The organism is Amycolatopsis sp. A1MSW2902, assembly GCF_017312175.1.
GTDB classification, from domain to species: Bacteria; Actinomycetota; Actinomycetes; order Mycobacteriales; family Pseudonocardiaceae; genus Amycolatopsis; species Amycolatopsis nivea.
This window is the reverse complement of record NZ_QJPO01000001.1, coordinates 6,216,113-6,234,731: the sequence shown is the minus strand read 5'-3', so window position 1 is coordinate 6,234,731 and position 18,619 is coordinate 6,216,113. Positions and strand designations below refer to the sequence as shown.

Below are 18,619 nucleotides of genomic sequence, written 5' to 3'. Positions count from 1 at the left end.
TATCCGCACCTTAACGGGGGAAACCGGGGCCGGGCGTGAGCACCCTCATAGCCGCTCGGGCGCGAACCAGTCATACTCCCCGGTAACCCAGCGCCGGGAGCCGGCGTCGCCGCCGAAGGGAGCCCAGTGATGGCCCGTCTTGCCCGGACCGCCGGCCTGACCGATGTACAGCAGGAGATTCTGTCCACGGTGCGCTCGTTCGTGGACAAGGAGATCATCCCGCACGCGCAGGCGCTGGAGCACGCGGACGAGTACCCGGCGGAGATCGTCGAGGGCATGAAGGAGATGGGCCTGTTCGGGCTCACCATCCCGGAGGAGTACGGCGGCCTGGGCGAGTCGCTGCTCACCTACGCCTTGGTGGTCGAGGAGATCGCGCGGGGCTGGATGAGCGTGTCCGGCGTGATCAACACGCACTTCATCGTGGCGCACATGATCAAGCAGCACGGGACGCCGGAGCAGAAGCAGCATTTCCTGCCCCGGATGGCGACCGGCGAGGTCCGCGGCAGCTTCTCGATGTCGGAGCCGGATCTGGGGTCGGACGTGGCGGCGATCAAGACCCGCGCTAAGCGCGAGGGCGACGACTACGTGATCGACGGCGCGAAGATGTGGCTGACCAACGGCGGCTCGTCGAACCTGATCGCGCTGTTGGTGAAGACCGATGAGGGCGCGGAGAAGGCGCATCAGAACCTGACGACGTTCCTGGTGGAGAAGCCGTCGGGGTTCGGCGAGGTGCTTCCGGGGCTGACGATCCCGGGCAAGATCGACAAGATGGGCTACAAGGGCGTCGACACCACCGAAGCGGTGTTCGACGGCTTCAAGATCGGCGCGGACAAGGTGCTGGGGGAGGCGCCGGGCAAGGGCTTCTCGTACATGATGGACGGGGTCGAGGTCGGCCGGGTGAACGTGGCGGCGCGGGCGTGCGGGATCGCGATCCGGTCGTTCGAGCTGGCGATCGCGTATGCGCAGCAGCGGTCGACGTTCGGCAAGCCGATCGCGCAGCACCAGGCGATCGCGTTCAAGCTGGCGGAGATGGCGACGAAGGTCGAGGCCGCGCATTTGATGATGGTGAACGCGGCCCGGTTGAAGGATTCCGGCGCCCGCAACGACGTCGAGGCGGGGATGGCGAAGCTGATCGCCAGCGAGTACTGCGCCGAGGTGACCCAGGAAGCGTTCCGGATCCACGGCGGGTACGGCTACTCGAAGGAATACGAGATCGAGCGCCTGATGCGCGAGGCCCCGTTCCTGCTGATCGGCGAGGGCACCAGCGAAATCCAGAAAACCATCATCAGCCGCGGCCTCCTGCGGGATTACAAAGCCTGACCCGCGCTTCGCCGGAGTTCGCGCGCTCCGCCGGTTCTTGACAAGATGGAACCCTCGGACCGGACGAGCGCAGGTGATGATGGTGAGCAGTCCCTTTGGTGGCGGCCAGAGCCCGGCCGGGCTGCCGCGGCTCCCGACGCCGCCCACCGGCTGGCCGATCGGGTCGTACTCGACCTACGGCGAAGCGCAGCAGGCGGTCGATTTCCTGGCCGAAAGCGAGTTCGCGGTCACCGACGTGACGATCGTCGGCGTCGACCTGATGCTGGTAGAACGCGTCATCGGACGGCTGTCGTGGGGCCGCGTGCTCGCCGCGGGCGCGATGTCGGGCGCGTGGTTCGGCCTGTTCGCCGGGCTGCTGCTGGGGATGTTCGTCAACCAGGGCGGATTCACGCTGCAACTGCTGACTGGGCTGGTGCTGGGCGTGCTGTCCGGGCTGGCGTTCTCCGCGATCGGTTACCGCACGTCGCGGGGGCGTCGGGATTTCTCGTCGGCGAGTCAGCTTGTGGCTGGCCGGTATGACGTGCTGTGTCAGCCGCGCAGTGCGGAGCAGGGTCGGGAGTTGCTGGCGAAGCTGGCGTTGCGTCCGCCGCCTGCCACCGCATAACTACCCACGGGACTTTTTCACCCGTCCTTCCGATGGTTCGCGCGCACCTGGCTGAATCGTTACCGACCCTGCTTGCGGCCGGTGATCGCCGGGCATAGGTTGACCGACACCGGTTGGCCGGTCGTGTCCTCCAGCGCGGCCTGCCGGCAACTGGCACGTCGGGGTGCTGGCTCGGGTCCGCCTCGTCGCGGCGTGCTGTCTGGGGGCGGCGCCGGACGGTGCCGTGTGCACATGGCGAGGAGGCTTGAATGGGGAAGAAACGGCCCAGCGGAAAGAAACGAGGACCTGCCCGCGCGGCGGCGCTGCTCGCCGCGGGCTTGGCGGGCAGCGGCCTGATAGCGGGTTGCGGAACGGCTTCCGGGACGACGATCAACGTCTACTACTCCCCGGAGGACCACTTCCAGACGGTCGTCGACAACTGCAACAAGACCGCCGCCGGGCGGTACCGGATCGTCTACAACAAGCTGCAGCGCGGCTCGGACGACCAGCGGATCCAGATGGCGCGCCGGCTCGCCGCGGGCGACACGTCGATGGACGTGCTCGGCCTCGACGTCACCTGGGTTTCGGAGTTCGCCGAGGCGGGCTGGGTCGACGAGTGGACCGGGCAGAACAAGGCGGCCGCGTCCGAGGGCGTGCTGAAGGGCCCGCTGGAAACCGCGACGTATCAAGGAAAGCTCTACGCCGCGCCGAAGAACACCAACGTGCAGTTGCTCTGGTACGACGACCGCCTCACCCCGACCCCGCCGAAGACGTGGGACGAGATGATGCAGATGTCGCAGCGGCTCAAGAGCGAGCACAAACCGTATTCGGTCGTGTTCACCGGCGCCCAGTACGAGGGCCTGGTCGTCATCTACAACACGCTGGTCGAATCGCTCGGCGGGCACATCCTGTCCGACGACGGGAAATCCGTCGTGATGGACGAGGGCGCGGTGCAGGCGCTGGAGCTGCTGAAGAAGGTCACGTCGTCGGGCATCACCGATCCGTCGCTGACGAACCAGAAGGAGGACGACGTCCGGCGGACCTTCCAGGGCGGCGGTGCCGCGTTCGAGCTCAACTGGCCGTTCGTTTACGCCTCCTACGCCGAGGAAAAGCCGCAGGACCTGTCGCACTTCAAGTGGGCGGTGTATCCGCAGGCGAAGGCGGGCATTCCGTCGAAGAGCACGATCGGCGGGTTCGACCTGGCGGTGAGTGCCTTCTCGCAGCACAAGCCCGAGGCGTACGAAGCGGCGTTGTGCCTGCGCAGCAAGGAAAACCAGAAGGTGTCCGCGATCAACGACGGCGTGCCGCCGACGATCGAGTCGGTGTACCACGACGACACCCCGCTGGATCCTTCGAAGCCCGCGTCGGCGGACAACCCGAACATGGCCGAGAAGTACCCGATGCGCGACTCCATTCTGTCGGCGCTGAAAACCGCCGCGGTACGGCCGCTCACTCCGGTGTACCAGAACCTGTCCACGGTGATGTCGAAAATCCTTTCCCCGCCCTCGGCGATCGATCCGCAGACGACCGCGCAGAAACTGCGGGAACAGCTCGATGACGCGCTCCAGTCGAAGGGAGTGATCCCGTGACCGTCCAGGATCCCGCCGCCGCCACCAAGGAAGCGGCGCACCGCAAGGGAAAGCCCGAGCTCTCCGAGGGCAAGAAGGCGGAACGACGGCTCGGGCTGTGGTTGTGCGCGCCCGCGTTCCTCGTGATGATCGCGGTGACCGGATACCCGATCGTCTATTCGGTCTGGCTTTCGCTGCAGCGTTACGACCTGCGGTTCCCGGCGAAGCACGAGTTCATCGGCTTCGACAATTACGCCGCGGTGCTCACGAATTCCTACTGGTGGACCGCGTTCGGCACCACGATGTTCCTCACCGTCGTGTCGGTGGCGATCGAGTTCGTGCTCGGCATGGGCCTCGCGCTGATCATGCACCGCACGCTCGTCGGCCGCGGACTGGTGCGCACCGTCGCGCTCATCCCGTACGGCATCGTCACCGTGGTGGCCGCGTTCTCGTGGTATTTCGCGTGGACGCCCAAAACCGGCTACCTGGCGAACGCGCTGGGCGAGGGCGTCGCACCGCTCACCGACCAGTGGCCGTCGCTGTTCATCATCATTCTCGCCGAGGTGTGGAAGACGACGCCGTTCATGGCGCTGCTGCTGATGGCCGGGCTGGCGCTGGTGCCCGACGACCTGCTGAAGGCCGCGGCGATGGACGGCGCGACCGCGTGGCAGCGGTTCACCAAGGTGATGCTGCCGGTGATGAAACCGGCGATTCTCGTCGCGCTGCTGTTCCGCACACTCGACGCGTTCCGCATTTTCGACAACATTTACGTGCTCACCGGCGGCGCGCAGGACACCGGATCGGTGTCCATGCAGACCTACGACAACCTGGTCAAGGGGCTCAACCTCGGGATCGGCTCCACGATGGCGGTGCTGATCTTCATCACGGTGGCGATCATCGCGTTCCTCTTCATCAAGGTGTTCGGCACCGCCGCGCCCGGCACGGACGACGGGGGGAAGCGCTGATGGCTATCGGAGGTGCGGCCACCACCGGCCGCAAGGTCGGCTGGGGCCTGCTCGACATCCTGGTGCTGGTGTTCGCGATCGTCCCGGTGCTGTGGGTGCTTTCGCTGTCGTTCAAGACGAAGGCGACGCTCACCGACGGCAATTTCATCCCGGTGGAATGGACGCTCAAGAACTACGCGGACATCTTCCAGACCACGGAGTTCCTGCACGCGCTGGTGAACTCGATCGGCATCGCGGTGATCTCCACGGTCATCGCGGTGGTGCTGGGCACGATGGCCGCGTACGCGATCGCCCGGCTGGATTTCCCCGGGAAACAGGTGCTGGTGGGGCTTTCCCTGCTGATCGCGATGTTCCCGCAGGTATCGCTCGTCACCCCGCTGTTCAACATCGAGCGCGGGCTCGGCCTTTTCGACACCTGGCCGGGGCTGATCCTGCCCTACATCACGTTCGCGCTGCCGCTGTCGATCTACACGCTGTCCGCGTTCTTCCGGGAAATCCCGTGGGAACTGGAAAAGGCGGCGAAAATGGACGGCGCGACGCCGGCGCAGGCGTTCCGGAAGGTGATCGCGCCGCTGGCCGCGCCGGGCGTGTTCACCACGGCGATCCTGGTGTTCATCCTCTGCTGGAACGACTTCCTGTTCGCCATCTCGCTGACGTCCACCGAGTCGTCGCGCACGGTGCCGGCGGCGTTGTCGTTCTTCACCGGGTCCTCGCAGTTCGAGGACCCGACCGGCCAGGTGTGTGCGGCCGCGGTCGTCATCACGGTGCCGATCATCCTGTTCGTGTTGTTCTTCCAGCGTCGCATCGTGGCGGGGCTGACGTCCGGTGCGGTGAAGGGCTGACCCATGGCTGAAATCGTTCTCGACAAGGTTTCCAAGCGCTACCCCGACGGCGCGCTCGCGGTGTCCGAAGTGGACATCACGATCGCCGACGGCGAGTTCATCATCCTCGTCGGCCCGTCCGGCTGCGGGAAGTCGACCACGCTCAACATGGTCGCCGGACTGGAGGACATCTCCTCGGGCGAACTGCGCATCGACGGCAAGCGGGTCAACGAGAAGGCTCCGAAGGACCGGGACATCGCGATGGTGTTCCAGTCGTACGCGCTGTACCCGCACATGAGCGTGCGGGAGAACATGGCGTTCCCGCTGCGGCTGGCCAAAGTGGACGACAAGATCGTCCGGTCCAAAGTGGAGGAAGCGGCGCAGATCCTCGACTTGACCCAGCATCTCGACCGCAAACCGGCCAACCTGTCCGGCGGGCAGCGGCAGCGGGTGGCGATGGGCCGGGCGATCGTCCGCAACCCCCAAGGCGTTCCTGATGGACGAGCCGCTGTCCAACCTGGACGCCAAACTGCGCGGCCAGATGCGGACGTCGGTGTCGAAGATCCAGAAGCAGCTCGGCACGACCACGCTGTACGTCACGCACGACCAGACCGAGGCGATGACCCTCGGCGACCGCGTCGTGGTGCTGCGGGCCGGGTATGTGCAGCAGATCGGTTCGCCGCAGTTCCTTTACGACAACCCGGCGAACCTGTTCGTGGCCGGGTTCATCGGCTCCCCGTCGATGAACTTCGTTCCCGCGACGCTGGAAAACGGCGAGCTGCGCAGTTCGCTGGGCACCACCCCGCTGACCGACCGGATCCGCCGGATGGCCGAGGCGGCGAACGCCCCGCGCGAGGTGATCATGGGCATCCGCCCGGAGCACTTCGAGGACGCCGCCCTGGTCGAATCGGGCCGGGAGGGCGCGACGTTCACCGCGCACGTGGACGTCCTGGAGTCGATGGGTTCGGAGAAGTTCGCGCACTTCACCGTGGACGGCGAAGCCGCGACCTCGGCCGAACTGGCGGAACTGGCCGCGGACAGCGGTTCGGCCGACGTCCCCGGCGCGGAATCGCTGATCGTGGCCCGGCTGTCGGCCGAATCGGCGGCCGCGGAGAACCAGGACCTGCAGATGTGGTTCGACGCGGACAAGGTGAAGCTCTTCGACCCGTCCGACGGCCGGAACGTCACCTACTCCGACTGAGCCGCCGGTCCGTGAAGGGCTCCTTGAGGGAATCAGATTCCGTCAAGGAGCCCTTCACGGGATCCGCGAAAAGATCGTCGCAGCAGCGGTGCGGGCGGCGGGGCAAGCAGCTTCCCCGCCTGCGCCGCTGGTGTCGACCACGCTCACCGTCGCCTGCTCCGCGCGTCCCGGAGTGGCCGGGGAGGGCTGCACCGTCCGGACGCGGCAGAACGCTCCGTCGGCCGCCACCCGTGCGGTCCGGTTGCCGAGCGTTTCCGACGGCCCCGCCGGAGCCTGCCGCACCACCGCGAACTCCAGGCTCACCTTGTCGAGGATGCAGGAATGCCCGGCGAACCCGGCCGTCGCGTCGGCACCCTGCGCCCCGGACGCGCTGAGGATCGCGCAGGAATCCACCCGGCCCCACGACCGGTCCGGCAACTGCGGATGCCGCACCCGGTTGCCGGTCACCGCGTCCAGCACCCCGCCGACCACGTCGTCCGCCGCGGTACACCGATCCTCCGCACTGCCGCTGTCGTCCTTGTCCGTGATCGAGACGGCAAGCCGAACCCCGTCGGCGAATGTGACGGCCCGTCCGCACGTCCGCGGGGGCACGAACCCGGCCTGCTGCACCGAAACCCCGTCCGGCACCTGACCCGGGTACGCGTAAGCCTGCACATTAGGATCGCGATCGGCGGCAAGCGGCCCGATGGTGACCGTCCGGGGCCGCCCGGCCTGCACGAAGTCCGCTTGGCAAGCGGTGAACGAGGAATCTGGCGTGTCGGCAGTGCTGTTCTTGAGCCGTTTCGGGTCGAGCAGGCTGCAGTAGTCGAGCGTGGCGAAGTCCCCGAGCGCCGAGATCGCGGTCAAGGGCACCGGCGTGGACTGCGCCTGCGTCGTCGTCGGGGCAGACTCCGCGGCACATCCGGCCGTCGCGGCGAGAAGCACCGAACAGCCGACTGCGAGGACTCCGAGTGGGTTACGCACGGGGTGCAGTATCACCGTGAGTGGCGAAAAAGCCAGCCCTCGCCGGGAAATCCCACACTTCGCTGTGTCATCACCGCTGGTCGGGCGGTTTCGGACGGGTGGCAGGATACGGCGGTGCCTGAACAATCCGCCGACCTTGATCAGCCGGCCCACGTCAAGGTGGTGTTCGAACTCCCTTCCGAGGGCGACGACTGGCCGCCGGTGAGCCGGGAAGGGCTGTGGGCGGTCCCGCTCGGACTGGATCACGTCCGGCTGGCCACCATTCCGTGGTTCGCCCGGGGCGCCGCCGAAGGCGACGTCTTCCGCGTCGAGCGGGACGAGGCGGGGGTGCTCCGGCTGGTCGAACGGGTGGAATGGTCCGGGAACTGCACCATTCGGATGATCGTCTGGGCGGACGGCCCGTTCGGCGGCGACCTCGGCCGAGCGATCGACCATTTCGCCCCGTTCGGCTTCGAGGGCGAACAGCTCAGCCAATTCGGCATGGTCGGGTTCACGGTCCCGCCGGGAGCGAACCTCGCCGAGGCGAAGCGTGCGCTGCAGGAGGGCCGGGCGGACGGTTCGTGGGCCTACGAGGAGGGCTGCGTCAGCGACGAATGGCTCGCGGCCGGATCCTGACCTGCGAGTTCCCGCCCCGACCCCGACTTCTCCCCACCGCCGCGCCCCAACCCCTTAGGGGTCCAGATCGTCCCCCGGAGCGATGTGCCCGGACGCCGGACGTGGTGACATAGAGGTACGAACCCAAACGGGAGGGGAACACGATGACCGCACCTGTCACTCGCCGGTTGAGCCGGCCGCGGGAGGGGCGCATGATCGGCGGCGTCTGCGCCGGGCTCGCCCGCCGCTTCGGGACCACGCCGGGCAAGGTCCGGGTGCTCGCGCTGCTGTCGTGCCTGCTTCCGGGGCCGCAGTTCGTCGCGTACCTGATCCTCTGGGCCATCATCCCCAACGACTGAGCAGACCCTCGAGCTCGATCGGCCCCCTCCCGCCGCCAGACGGGAGGGGGCCCTTCTCATTTCCGCTCGGCGGAAAACCGCTCCCAGGCCGATTGCCGCGTCACCCCGAGCGCCTCGCCGATCCGCGCCCACGCCACGCCGCGCGTCCGCAGCAGGTCCACCTGTTCCTGGATCCGCGCGTCCGTCTGCGCGCTGACCTTCGCCATCCGCGGGATGCTCTCCAGGATCTCCTCGTCCGTCTTCCGCTCCCACAGCGTCACCTCGGGCGTTCCCGGCTCGTGTTTCCCGGCCAGGATCTGTTCGCACAATCCGACGCAGCCGTCGCAGATGTAGACGCCGGAGCCGGCGATCAGCTTGGCCACCTCGTCGGCCGGTTTGAGGCAGAACGAGCAGTACGAAGTCATCGGCAACCTCCTGACGTGTCAGGATTATCCTGACACGTCAGGAGTGGCCTGACAAGTCACTGCTGGGCGCGCAGCGTCTCGATGACCTCCTCGTCCCAGCGATGCGTCCGGATCAGCCGGTACCGCTCGCACGCGACCCACAGGTACGCCTCGGCCTCGGTGCGGTCGCCGATCAGATCCGCTTGCCGCAGCATCGCCACCACCGGCGTGAATTCCTCGTCGAACCAGCGTTGCGCGACGGTCGCGCGGTCGGTGAACCGGCCTTCGTCCTGCATGAGCCGGAAACCCCACGCTTCGACGTGCTCGCCGAGTTGCGCGTAGTTCCACGGATCCGTCATCAGCACCGACGCGCGAGCGTGTCCGGACAGCGGGACTCGTTCCAGGAACAGCCGCCGGTAGTCCTTCACGATCAGGTCGCCGCGATACCGGATGCCGCTCGGGTCCAGTTTGGTGCGCACGACCGTCACCGAAGCTTCTATTGTGGACAGTCCTTGCGCCAGCGCGACCGAAACCCGGTGGTGGCCGTCGATGATGAAGTGCAGCTCGCCGATCCGGTACACCTCGATCGGCGGGATCGCTTCGCCGCGCCGGGCGGCCAGGGCGAGCCGTTCCCAGCGTTGCCGGACGCGGGCGGACGTCGGACGGAAGCGGCGGTCGAAATCGCGGCTCCGGTCGACGGTGCCGACGATCGAGTCCAAAGTGATCACTCGCGTCCCGATCCGCGCCTCGCTGACGTAACCGAGCGCCTGCACCACTTCGTGGAAGGGCAGCATGATGTTGACGTCGTCGGGTTCGCGGCGCAGCCACGTGGAAAGCCGCGACAGCACCTGCCTGCGGCGGGCGCGCAGGAAGTCGTTTTCGGCGTCGGCACGCGGGAAACCGGTCGGTCGGGTCATCGCGGGAACTCCATCACCTGATAGCCCACCACATTGCGGATCCGGGTACGGCCTGCCACGCGATCGGGCACCGGTTCGCCGTGCGGGTGGATGTGTCCGTGCAGCAGCCACTGCGGCCGCAGGGTGTCGATCGTTCGGTGCAGACAGGTGAAACCTTGGTGCGGCGGGTCTTCGCGGTCGCCGAGATGCCGCGGCGGCGAATGCGTCAGCAGGATGTCGATTCCGTTGCCGTCGCGCCATTTCCGCCAGCGGAACCGGCGCTCCAGCCGCCGGGCCCGGCGCGCCTGCTGCCGCTGCGTCCACTGATTCGGGCCGTCGCGGTAGCGGATCGAACCGCCGAGCCCGGCGATGCGGAGACCGGCGACGTCGACGATCCGGCCGTCGGCGTTGATCCCGCCCGCCGGGCCGGGCCATTCGGTCGGGAAACCGTCCTTCATGGACAGTCCGCCGTAGCGGGTGAAGCCGCTCAGATCCGGGTCGTGATTGCCGGGGACGAACACGCACGGCACGTCGAGCATGCCGGCGAGGAACTCGAGATACGCGAACGGCAGATCGCCGGCGGCGACGACGAGGTCGACCCGCAGCGAGCGGACCGCGGAGGTCCACAGCCGCTCGTCGGCCTCGTCGGCCACCACCAGCGCTTTCGGCATGCGCCAAGGTTACGGCGCACGCGGCGTCACTTCATGCCGTGCGCGAACCCGGGGTTGAGCGCGATCATCGCGACGATGCCGACGATCCAGACGAGGCAGAGGGCGAGAGCCCAGAACTTGAGGTTGGACAGCAACCGGGACATGACGAGACAAACCTCCTGCGACCGGGGGAAGAAAAGGGGACCGCGAGGGCGGCTACAGCCAGCCGTTCTTCCGGAATATTCGGTACAGCAGCAGACAGATCGCGAGAATGATCGTGACCACGATCGGATAGCCGAACTGCCAGTGCAGTTCGGGCATGTAGTCGAAGTTCATGCCGTAGATGCCCGCGACCATCGTGGGCACCGTGATGATCGCCGCCCACGCGGTGATCTTGCGCATGTCGGTGTTCTGCTGCAGCGAGATCTTCGCGACCGTCGCGTCGACCAGGGTGCTGAGCAGTTCGTCGAACGCCGCCACGCGTTCGGACACGGTGGCGAGGTGGTCGGCGACGTCGCGGAAATACGAGCGGACCTCGTCGGGCACCAGCCGCGTGTAGCCCTCGGCGAGCCGCGACACCGGCGTGGCGAGCGGGACCACCGCGCGCCGCAGTTCGAGCACTTCCCGCTTCATCAGGTAGATCTGCTCGGCGCTCACCGACGAACGCGGCGCGAACACCTGCGCCTCGATCTCGTCGATGTCCGCCTCGATCCGGCTGGTGACCTCCAGGTAGTGGTCGACCACGTGGTCGGCGATCGCGTGCACGACCGCCGCCGCGCCGAGGGCGAGCCGCTCCGGGTCGTCGTCGAGGTCGCGGCGCAGCCGGGCGAGCCCGGAGTGGTTCCCGTGCCGGACGGTGATCACGAAATCGCGGCCGAGGAACACCATCAGCTCGCCGGTTTCCACGATCTCGTTCGCCGTGGTCGGCGACTGGTGCTCGACGTAACGGACTGTCTTCAGCACCAGGAACAGCGTGTCGTCGTAGCGCTCCAGCTTCGGCCGCTGATGCGCCTCCAGCGCGTCCTCGACGGCCAGTTCGTGCAGGCCGAAGGTGTCCGCGATGCCCTGGATCTGGTCGGAATCGGGCTCGTGCAAGCCGATCCAGACGAAACCCGCGTGGCGCTTGCGCACCTCGCGGATCGCCTCGGCGTGCGTCCAGCGCCCGGGCAGCCGCTTGCCGTCGACATACACCGCGCAATCGACGACATAGGCCGACAGCGGCACCGGGATCGGCCGGTCGAGATTGGCCTTGGCCCGGTTGTTGCCGCGGCCGCGAAGGCCGCCTAGCGAGGGAATGGCAGGCATGGGTTCTCCTGGGCAGGCGTCGTGAAGCACGAAGACGACGGCCAGGCGGACTGCGGGGGTCCGTCCGGCGGCACCGTGAGTTCCCGGACGCGGGCTACCAGGAAGGGGAAAGGCCGGCCGGCGAGGCGGGAACGCACGTACTACTAGGGAGCGGACTATCACCACTGCTCATGAGCGGTTCCTCACCTCCTTTCGGCCGGGACACGCCAGGGCGTGCGAAGTGGCAGGGGTCGCGTTGACGCGCGATCACCGATGGTCGAGGGTACTCCTCACCACGGATACGTGTCGCACCTGGTTCGGCAGGTGTTACCCGGACAGGAGGCGCAAGCGTGCAATTCGGCCGGTATTACGAGGAGTTCGAGGTCGGCGCGGTCTACAAGCACTGGCCCGGCAAGACCGTCACCGAATACGACGACCATCTGTTCTGCCTGATCACGATGAACCACCACCCGCTGCACCTGGACGCGCACTACGCGGGCGAGACGACCGATTTCGGCAAGAACGTCGTGGTCGGCAACTACATCTACTCGCTGCTGCTCGGCATGTCGGTGCCCGACGTGTCGGGGAAGGCCATCGCGAACCTCGAGGTCGAATCGCTCAAGCACGTCAAGCCGACGTTCCACGGCGACACGATCTACGGCGAGACCGAGGTGCTCGACAAGACCCCGTCGAAGTCCAAGGACGACCGGGGAGTGGTGTACGTCGAGACGCGAGGGTACAAACAGGACGGCACCATCGTGTGCATTTTCCGGCGCAAAGTGATGGTGCCGAAGCGGTCCTACGGCGACACCCGCGGCGGGGAGCAGCCCGGCCGTCCGACGCCGCACGAGTGATCGATCCGCCGAAGGGGAGCACGGGTGGCCATCGCCCTGGAGAAGATCAAGCAGACGCTGCGCAAGTTCGCCGAGGTGGAGGCGCGCGGGGTTTCGCCGCTGTATGACCACCTCGCCACGCACGCGGCCGAGGACGACGACGTCGCCGCGCTGCTGACCGACGCTCGCGGCGGCGAAGCGCGCGGGACGTTGCTGTTCGCCGCCGCGCACCGGCTGGTGCAGGCGGATCCGATCCATCCGCTGTCGCGGTACTACCCGTCGGTCGGCGGTTTCGACGGCGTCGACAGCGAGACGTGGCCGTTGTTCCGCTCGTTCCTGCTGGAACGCGCGGACCAGGCCCGCGAGATCATCTCGACCCGCTACACGCAGACGAACGAGGTGCGCCGCGCCGCGCTGCTGTACCCGGCGGTCACGGCGGCGGCGAAGGAAGCGGGCGGCAAGATCGCGCTGCTCGAGGTCGGCTGCAGCGCGGGGTTGCTGCTGGGGCTCGACCGGTTCGGCTACCGCTACCAGTGTGACGGCGGCGAACAGCTCGCGGCGGGTCCGGCGAAGGCCGCTGTCGGGCTGCACTGCGCGATCGACGTCGCGCCTGGTGCGAAGCTGCCCAAGCTGCCGAAGAAGGTCGCTGTGGCGGCCCGAGCGGGCCTGGACCGGGCACCGGTGGACCTCTCCGACGAGGACGAACTGGCGTGGCTGGAGGCGTGCGTCTGGGCCGACCAGGTCGACCGGATCCGGCTGCTGCGCACGGCTGCCGCGGAACAGCGGAAGCACGCGCCGGAGCTGATCGCCGGGGACGCGGTGGACGACCTGGCCTCGGCGGCCGCGCGACTGCCCGAGGAACTGCCGCTGGTGGTGCTGACGAGTCACGCGCTGGCGTATCTCGGGGACCGGCGGGCGGACTTCGTGGCCGAGCTGGCGCGGCTGTCCTCGTCCCGGCCGGTGTGGTGGGTGAGCCAGGAGTTCTACCGGGCCGGGCTGGAGACCGTCTTGCCCGGCCGGGACGACCTGTCCTCGGACGACGCGGCCGCCGGCGAGCCCGCGATGGCGGTGCTGGGGCTGACGAGCTGGGTCGGCGGGGAACCCGAGGCCCGCGCGCTGGCCAGGACGGCGCCGCACGGGCAGCGGATGACCTGGCTGCCGTGAGCTGATTCGTGCGCGGCGACCGCGGCTGGAACCGTGATCGCCGCGCACGACGTCGCTCGGTGCCACTCGGCATCGCTCGGGCGCCGTGAGTAACGTGTGTCACATTCACCCCATCAGTCACACTGTCCCGCACGCGCCCGCGCCGCCGGACGGATGCGCGTCCGGCGATATCGAATACGCGTTCCGCGCATTTTCCGTGCTCATCGCGGATGCTTGAACGATGGGGAAACTTTCCGACAACTCCGCAATGCGTTCGCAATCGCGGACGCCGCCGGAGGCAATACGGAAATAGCCGCTCCGGATTACGCGGCGGGCCACTCATTCCAGTCACGCAGCGTTATGAGCAACTGGTCCACCAGGTGGCCCGCTTCGTCCAGATTGACCAGTTCGGCCGAGTTGACCCACCGCGCGTCGGTGGCGTCGTCGCCCGCGGTGAGGATTCCGCCGGTCCACGTGCATTCGTAGTCGTGGATGTCGTAGTTGCCGCGGACGACCGAGCCGGCCAGTGTGTGCGGTCTCACGTCGAGCCCGGTCTCCTCGCGGAGCTCCCGGACCACTGCTTCGTGGTCCGTTTCGCCCGGTTCCACCCGGCCGCCGGGCAGCGACCACTGGCCTTTGCCCGGATCGTTCGCGCGCCGGATGAGCAGGAGTCTGCCCTGGTCGTCGAACACAATTCCGCCCACGCAGCGCTCGAGGCCGTCCATGCCACGAAGGTAGCCGAACCCGGCCGCGCCCCCTAGCGTTCGGGAACCTGTACACGGAGAGTAGCCGTACGGTACACTTCGAGCGCCTGGCTGACCCATGCGCGGGACTTTCCTCCCGCGTGAGTGGTCAGTGCGGTACAACGTAGAAAGTCAGTTTTCCGGGTGTCATGGAAGAGACGGGATTGATCGCTGTGAACGCGAAGAAGCTTGCGGGACTCGTGGGTATCGCGTTGGTGCTGTTCTTCGTGATCGCTCAGCCGGGCCATGCTGCTGGTCTTGTCAGCAACATTGTGGACTTCCTCCGCAGCTCGGCCGAATCGGTGATCACGTTCGTCAGCAACATCTTCCACTGACGACAGGGGATACCCTCGAACCATGTTCGCGCCACGCGACCCTGACGAGTACCTTCTCGACACCGAGCGGCGGGTCATCCGGATCCGCCGCCACTGGGCGGTGCTCCTCTGGGACACGTTCGAGGCAGCCGCGCTGCTGATCGTGTGCGTGCTGGTGTCGTATCTGCTGCCGCCCTCGCTGTGGGTGGTGCAGAACATCCTCTGGTACGTCGCGCTGGCGGTGGTGCTGCGGTTCGCCTACGTGATCATCGAGTGGTGGGTCGAACGGCTGGTCGTCACCGACAAACGGTTCGTGATGACCACCGGCGTCTTCACCACCAAGGTGCTGATGATGCCGATCAGCAAGGTCACCGACCTCACCTACCAGCGTTCGGCCTGGGGCCGGATGCTGGGCTACGGCACGATGGTCGTCGAATCGGCGGGCCAGATCCAGGCGCTGAACCGGATCGACTACCTGCCGCGGCCCGAGGAGTTCTACGACACGATCTCCGAGCTCGTGTTCGGCGACAAGCAGAAGCAGGCCGAACGGTTCTCGATGATCAAGGCGCAGCGCGCGGCGCGGGGCAAGAAGCCGGTCGGCTGACCTCGGGGCGCGTCGGCCCTGGTCCCGGTGCCGAGGTGACGCAGCGCATCGTCGAGAATGGGTCCGATGCGCATCGACCTGCACGCCCACTCCACGGCCTCCGACGGTACCGACAGCCCTGCCGAGCTCGTCGGCGCTGCCGCGCGTGCCGGTCTCGACGTCGTCGCGATCACCGACCACGACACCACCGCGGGCTGGGAACCGGCCGCCGAGGCCCTGCCCGCCGGCCTGACGCTGGTGCCGGGCGCGGAACTGTCGACGGTCTCGATCGACCCGGACACCGGTTACGAAATCAGCGTGCACCTGCTCGCGTACCTCTTCGACCCGGCCGCGCCCGCGATCGTCGCGGAACAGACGCGGCTGCGGATCGAACGGCGCACCCGGTTGCGGCGGATGGCCGAGCGGATGGCCGCCGACGGCCTCCCGGTCGACGCCGACGAGATCCTGGGCCTGCTGCCGGCGGACTCGCCCGCGGGGCGGCCGCACCTCGCGCAGGCGCTCGTCCGCGCCGGGCTGGTCAGCTCCGTCGACGAGGCGTTCAGCGACTATCTGCACAGCCGTCGCGGCTATTACGTCGCGCGCCGCGACACTCCGGTCGAGGACGCGATCGACATGGTGACCGCGGCAGGCGGGGTTACCGTGATCGCGCACCCCTTCGCCTTCAGCCGCGGCGCGACGATCAGCGAGGACACCCTGCGTGACCTGGCGGCGCGCGGGCTGACCGGCGTCGAGGTCAACCATCCCAACCACGATCCGGCCACCCGGGCGCGCACCCGGGAACTGGCCGACGAGCTGGGCCTGGTCCGCACCGGGTCCAGCGATTACCACGGCACGAACAAGACCATCGGGCTCGGCCAGGAGACGACCGAACCGGACCAGCTGGAGGAATTGGTGGGGCGGGCGACCGGCTTCCAAGTGGTGAAAGGCTGAGATGGCCGTCTCGGATTTCTTCGACGCGAAGCTCTTCATGAGCGCGACGATCACCCTCGTCGTGATCATGGACCCGCCGGGCACCGTGCCGGTGTTCCTGAGCCTGGTCGGCCGCAAGCCGATGGCGACGCGGGTGAAAGCGGCCCGGCAGGCGGTGCTGGTGTCGCTGCTGGTCATCTCGCTGTTCGCGGTGGCCGGGCAGGCGATCCTGGCGTATCTGGGCATCGGCATCCCGGCACTGCAGGGCGCGGGCGGCTTGCTGCTGTTGCTGATCGCGCTGCAATTGCTCACCAGCAACGCGGGCAGCAACGAGCCCGAGGCGGCCGAGGACGTCAACGTCGCCCTCGTCCCGCTCGGCACGCCCCTGCTGGCCGGTCCGGGCGCGATCGCGGCGACCATCGTGTTCGTCCGGCAGGCCGACGGGCACCTCGGCGCGTACATCGCGCTGGCGCTCGCGATCGTGACCGTGCATTTCGTGCTGTACACCTGCATGCGGTTCTCCGGCGTGGTCATCCGGCTGATCAAGGAAAGCGGCATCACGCTGCTGGCGAAGATCGCCGGCCTGCTGCTCGCCGCGATCGCCGTCGAGCTGGTCGCGAATTCGGTGCAGGGCTTCATCGCGGGCGGCTAGCCCACGCCGGAAAGTGTCGGTGGTGGTGCGTAGCGTGGGCGTCGATGGAAGGGGGCGGCGTGAAAGAACAGATGGGGTTCGACTTCGGCGTCGAGCAACCGCAGCGGCTCACCAAGGTCTCGCCCGCGCGGCTGAGCACCTTTGACGATTGCCCGCGCCGGTACCGGCTGGCTTATCTCGACCGGCCGACACCGCAGCGCACCGGGCCGTGGGCGCACAGCACGCTGGGCGCGGTGGTGCACAACGCGTTGCGGGCGCTTTTCGACCTGCCAGTGGCGAAACGGACGCCGCAGCGCGGGATCGCGCTGGTGGCCGAGCACTGGAAAGACGCGGGTTTCGCCGACGACGAGCAGGCCGCGCGCTACCGTGCGCGCGCGAAGGGCTGGGTCGCGGAGTACGTGGAGGACAACGACGTCAGCGACGACCCGGTCGGCCTGGAACGCTGGGTGTCCGCCCCGGTCAGCACCACCGGCGGCCGCCCGACGATGATCATCGAAGGCCGAGCCGACCGGATCGACCAGCGCGGCGGCGAACTGGTGATCGTGGACTACAAAACCGGCCGCCGAGCCCCGGACGAACACGAGGCCCGCGCGTCGCAAGCGCTGGCGATGTACGCCGTGGCGGCCACGCGCACGTTGCGCATGCCGTGCACGAAGGTCGAGCTGCACCATTTGCCGTCCGGCACGATCGCCGCGGCGGAACACACGCCGGAAACCTTGAAGCGCCACCTGGAACGCGCCGAGGAGACCGCGGGGGATTTGCGGTTGGCAGCAGATACCCTTGACGCAGGCGGCGACGGAGACACGTTGTTCCCCGCCCGCCCCGACCGCCGCTGCGCATGGTGCGACTTCCGCCCGAGCTGCGTGGCGGGACAGCAGACCGCCCCTGCCGCGCAACCGTGGGATTTGCTTGCGCCGTAGGGGGTTTCCCGAGACGTGGATTGGACCCGAGGATCGTGGCGTCACCGGACATCGAAAAACCGTCCCGCGGCGGGGCTGGTGCTGCGCATGGTTGCGACGCTGGCCGGGGCCGTGGAGTCGCGGGTGATGGGTCGGTTCACGGCGTAGCAAGGAAGGATTCTGCTGCTGTGTCGACGAATCTTGCCGCGGGATCTGGCGGGGTTCGTGACGGTCGTCGTGTCAAGGACGCCAGCTCGCATGCGGTCAGCACGGCGGGGAACGGCCGTGCGGACACGCGCGGTGCCGCGATGTCGCATGGTGGAAGCGATAGCGCGGCATGGGGCAGCGGTGTTGCGGCGGAGGATGCTGCTCTGACTGGTTCTGAGGCGAAGCGGACTGCGATGGCGTCGCGGAGTTCAGCGGCGGAGGGTGCTGCTCTGGCTGGTTCTGAGGTGAAGCGGGCTGCGATGGCGTCGCGGAGTTCGGCGGCGGAGGACAGCGCCGGGTTCGAGGTTATCCATGACTCGACCGCCGCCGATGGTCTTGTGCCTGGCGAGGATGCGGTTATCCATGAATCACCCGCGCGCGACGACGCGACCGGCGAAGACGAAGCGCCAGCCAAGGCGGCACCCGAGCGCCATGAGTCGTCACGCAAGCCGCGTGGGCGGTGGTGGCGTGGGTTCACCGGGTCGGTCGCCGCGGGCCTGGCGGTCCTGGCCCTCGGGGTGCTCGTGGTCGGCGTGTTGTGCCTCGTCAACGGAGCACCCGGGCCGGGCCCGCTCAAGCTGGTCGGGCATCCCGTCGCCGCGGTGATTGCGCTTGTGCTGCAACGGGTTGCCGACCGTCGCGTCGGGAAATTGGCGGTCGGGGCGGGGGCCGGGGTGCTGGTCGTCGCGGGAGTTGCGTTCAGTCTGTTGTGGTGGTTCTGAGGGAAG

At 67.9% G+C, this 18,619-nt stretch carries 21 protein-coding genes and 1 pseudogene; 16 read left to right on the top strand and 6 right to left on the bottom strand.

Features of this window, described 5'->3' with window-relative positions:
• Positions 1 to 129 precede the first annotated feature (129 nt).
• The 6 genes and pseudogenes from DMP23_RS28615 (at position 130) to DMP23_RS28590 (ending at position 6,458) form a co-directional block, all read left to right on the top strand.
• Positions 130 to 1,320, top strand: coding sequence for an acyl-CoA dehydrogenase family protein (locus DMP23_RS28615; RefSeq protein ID WP_337823082.1), 1,191 nt, complete (start codon positions 130 to 132; stop codon positions 1,318 to 1,320).
• A gap of 76 nt (positions 1,321 to 1,396) precedes the next feature.
• Positions 1,397 to 1,924, top strand: coding sequence for a general stress protein (locus DMP23_RS28610; RefSeq protein ID WP_037815899.1), 528 nt, complete (start codon positions 1,397 to 1,399; stop codon positions 1,922 to 1,924).
• 248 nt (positions 1,925 to 2,172) lie between these two features.
• Complete coding sequence (locus tag DMP23_RS28605) at positions 2,173 to 3,492, top strand: ABC transporter substrate-binding protein (RefSeq protein ID WP_337823081.1); 1,320 nt, start codon at positions 2,173 to 2,175, stop codon at positions 3,490 to 3,492.
• A complete protein-coding gene (locus DMP23_RS28600) occupies positions 3,489 to 4,436 on the top strand; it encodes a carbohydrate ABC transporter permease (protein WP_037815896.1) in 948 nt (315 codons plus the stop codon). The genes DMP23_RS28605 and DMP23_RS28600 overlap by 4 nt, the downstream gene beginning before the upstream one ends.
• Positions 4,436 to 5,278: a carbohydrate ABC transporter permease gene (locus tag DMP23_RS28595; protein WP_037815895.1), complete on the top strand. Its 843-nt coding sequence runs from the start codon at positions 4,436 to 4,438 to the stop codon at positions 5,276 to 5,278. Before DMP23_RS28600 ends, DMP23_RS28595 begins: the two co-directional genes overlap by 1 nt.
• 3 nt (positions 5,279 to 5,281) lie before the next feature.
• A pseudogene (locus tag DMP23_RS28590) lies at positions 5,282 to 6,458 on the top strand (ABC transporter ATP-binding protein).
• 54 nt (positions 6,459 to 6,512) lie between these two features.
• Here DMP23_RS28590 and DMP23_RS28585 read toward each other — a convergent pair.
• On the bottom strand, positions 6,513 to 7,421 hold the full coding sequence (locus DMP23_RS28585; protein WP_337823080.1) for a hypothetical protein: 909 nt from the start codon (positions 7,419 to 7,421) through the stop codon (positions 6,513 to 6,515).
• 114 nt (positions 7,422 to 7,535) lie between these two features.
• On the opposite strand from DMP23_RS28585, the gene DMP23_RS28580 reads away from it, so the two are divergent.
• Both DMP23_RS28580 and DMP23_RS28575 read left to right on the top strand, forming a co-directional pair.
• Entirely contained in the window at positions 7,536 to 8,036 is a 501-nt protein-coding gene (locus DMP23_RS28580; protein WP_337823079.1) for a DUF4265 domain-containing protein, read from the top strand.
• 143 nt (positions 8,037 to 8,179) lie between these two features.
• Entirely contained in the window at positions 8,180 to 8,374 is a 195-nt protein-coding gene (locus DMP23_RS28575; RefSeq protein ID WP_051172855.1) for a PspC domain-containing protein, read from the top strand.
• A gap of 56 nt (positions 8,375 to 8,430) precedes the next feature.
• Here the strand turns inward: DMP23_RS28575 and DMP23_RS28570 are convergent, their stop codons facing one another.
• The 4 genes from DMP23_RS28570 to corA form a co-directional block, all read right to left on the bottom strand.
• Complete coding sequence (locus tag DMP23_RS28570; protein WP_275295314.1) at positions 8,431 to 8,778, bottom strand: ClpX C4-type zinc finger protein; 348 nt, start codon at positions 8,776 to 8,778, stop codon at positions 8,431 to 8,433.
• Between the two features lie 56 nt (positions 8,779 to 8,834).
• A complete protein-coding gene (locus tag DMP23_RS28565; protein WP_037815882.1) occupies positions 8,835 to 9,674 on the bottom strand; it encodes a chromosome partitioning protein ParB in 840 nt (279 codons plus the stop codon).
• Positions 9,671 to 10,324, bottom strand: coding sequence for a metallophosphoesterase family protein (locus tag DMP23_RS28560; protein ID WP_043836938.1), 654 nt, complete (start codon positions 10,322 to 10,324; stop codon positions 9,671 to 9,673). The genes DMP23_RS28565 and DMP23_RS28560 overlap by 4 nt, the downstream gene beginning before the upstream one ends.
• 195 nt (positions 10,325 to 10,519) lie before the next feature.
• Complete coding sequence (gene corA, locus DMP23_RS28555) at positions 10,520 to 11,608, bottom strand: magnesium/cobalt transporter CorA (protein WP_037815877.1); 1,089 nt, start codon at positions 11,606 to 11,608, stop codon at positions 10,520 to 10,522.
• 329 nt (positions 11,609 to 11,937) lie between these two features.
• On the opposite strand from corA, the gene DMP23_RS28550 reads away from it, so the two are divergent.
• Both DMP23_RS28550 and DMP23_RS28545 read left to right on the top strand, forming a co-directional pair.
• Positions 11,938 to 12,441: a MaoC family dehydratase gene (locus DMP23_RS28550; protein ID WP_037815874.1), complete on the top strand. Its 504-nt coding sequence runs from the start codon at positions 11,938 to 11,940 to the stop codon at positions 12,439 to 12,441.
• A gap of 30 nt (positions 12,442 to 12,471) precedes the next feature.
• Positions 12,472 to 13,584, top strand: coding sequence for a DUF2332 domain-containing protein (locus tag DMP23_RS28545; RefSeq protein ID WP_443111360.1), 1,113 nt, complete (start codon positions 12,472 to 12,474; stop codon positions 13,582 to 13,584).
• 302 nt (positions 13,585 to 13,886) lie between these two features.
• On the opposite strand, the gene DMP23_RS28540 is transcribed toward DMP23_RS28545, so the two are convergent.
• Positions 13,887 to 14,288, bottom strand: coding sequence for an NUDIX hydrolase (locus DMP23_RS28540; protein ID WP_037815870.1), 402 nt, complete (start codon positions 14,286 to 14,288; stop codon positions 13,887 to 13,889).
• A 167-nt stretch (positions 14,289 to 14,455) separates the two neighbouring features.
• Here DMP23_RS28540 and DMP23_RS28535 point away from each other — a divergent pair, with 167 nt between their 5' ends.
• The 6 genes from DMP23_RS28535 to DMP23_RS28510 all read left to right on the top strand — a co-directional run bounded on the left by DMP23_RS28535 (position 14,456) and on the right by DMP23_RS28510 (position 18,613).
• Positions 14,456 to 14,641 (top strand): hypothetical protein, encoded by a 186-nt coding sequence (locus DMP23_RS28535; protein ID WP_037815868.1) that lies wholly within the window; start codon positions 14,456 to 14,458, stop codon positions 14,639 to 14,641.
• 22 nt (positions 14,642 to 14,663) lie between these two features.
• Positions 14,664 to 15,224: a PH domain-containing protein gene (locus DMP23_RS28530; protein ID WP_037353298.1), complete on the top strand. Its 561-nt coding sequence runs from the start codon at positions 14,664 to 14,666 to the stop codon at positions 15,222 to 15,224.
• 66 nt (positions 15,225 to 15,290) lie between these two features.
• The gene (locus DMP23_RS28525; protein ID WP_443111294.1) at positions 15,291 to 16,154 is read left to right on the top strand and encodes a PHP domain-containing protein; all 864 of its coding nucleotides are present in this window, start codon (positions 15,291 to 15,293) and stop codon (positions 16,152 to 16,154) included.
• A gap of 1 nt (position 16,155) precedes the next feature.
• Positions 16,156 to 16,785, top strand: coding sequence for a MarC family protein (locus DMP23_RS28520; protein ID WP_009072963.1), 630 nt, complete (start codon positions 16,156 to 16,158; stop codon positions 16,783 to 16,785).
• Positions 16,786 to 16,856: 71 nt separating this feature from the next.
• The gene (locus tag DMP23_RS28515) at positions 16,857 to 17,705 is read left to right on the top strand and encodes a RecB family exonuclease (RefSeq protein ID WP_134734517.1); all 849 of its coding nucleotides are present in this window, start codon (positions 16,857 to 16,859) and stop codon (positions 17,703 to 17,705) included.
• A 446-nt stretch (positions 17,706 to 18,151) separates the two neighbouring features.
• Positions 18,152 to 18,613, top strand: a complete 462-nt coding sequence (locus DMP23_RS28510; RefSeq protein ID WP_337823076.1) for a hypothetical protein — start codon at positions 18,152 to 18,154, stop codon at positions 18,611 to 18,613.
• The last annotated feature ends 6 nt before the right edge of the window (positions 18,614 to 18,619 follow it).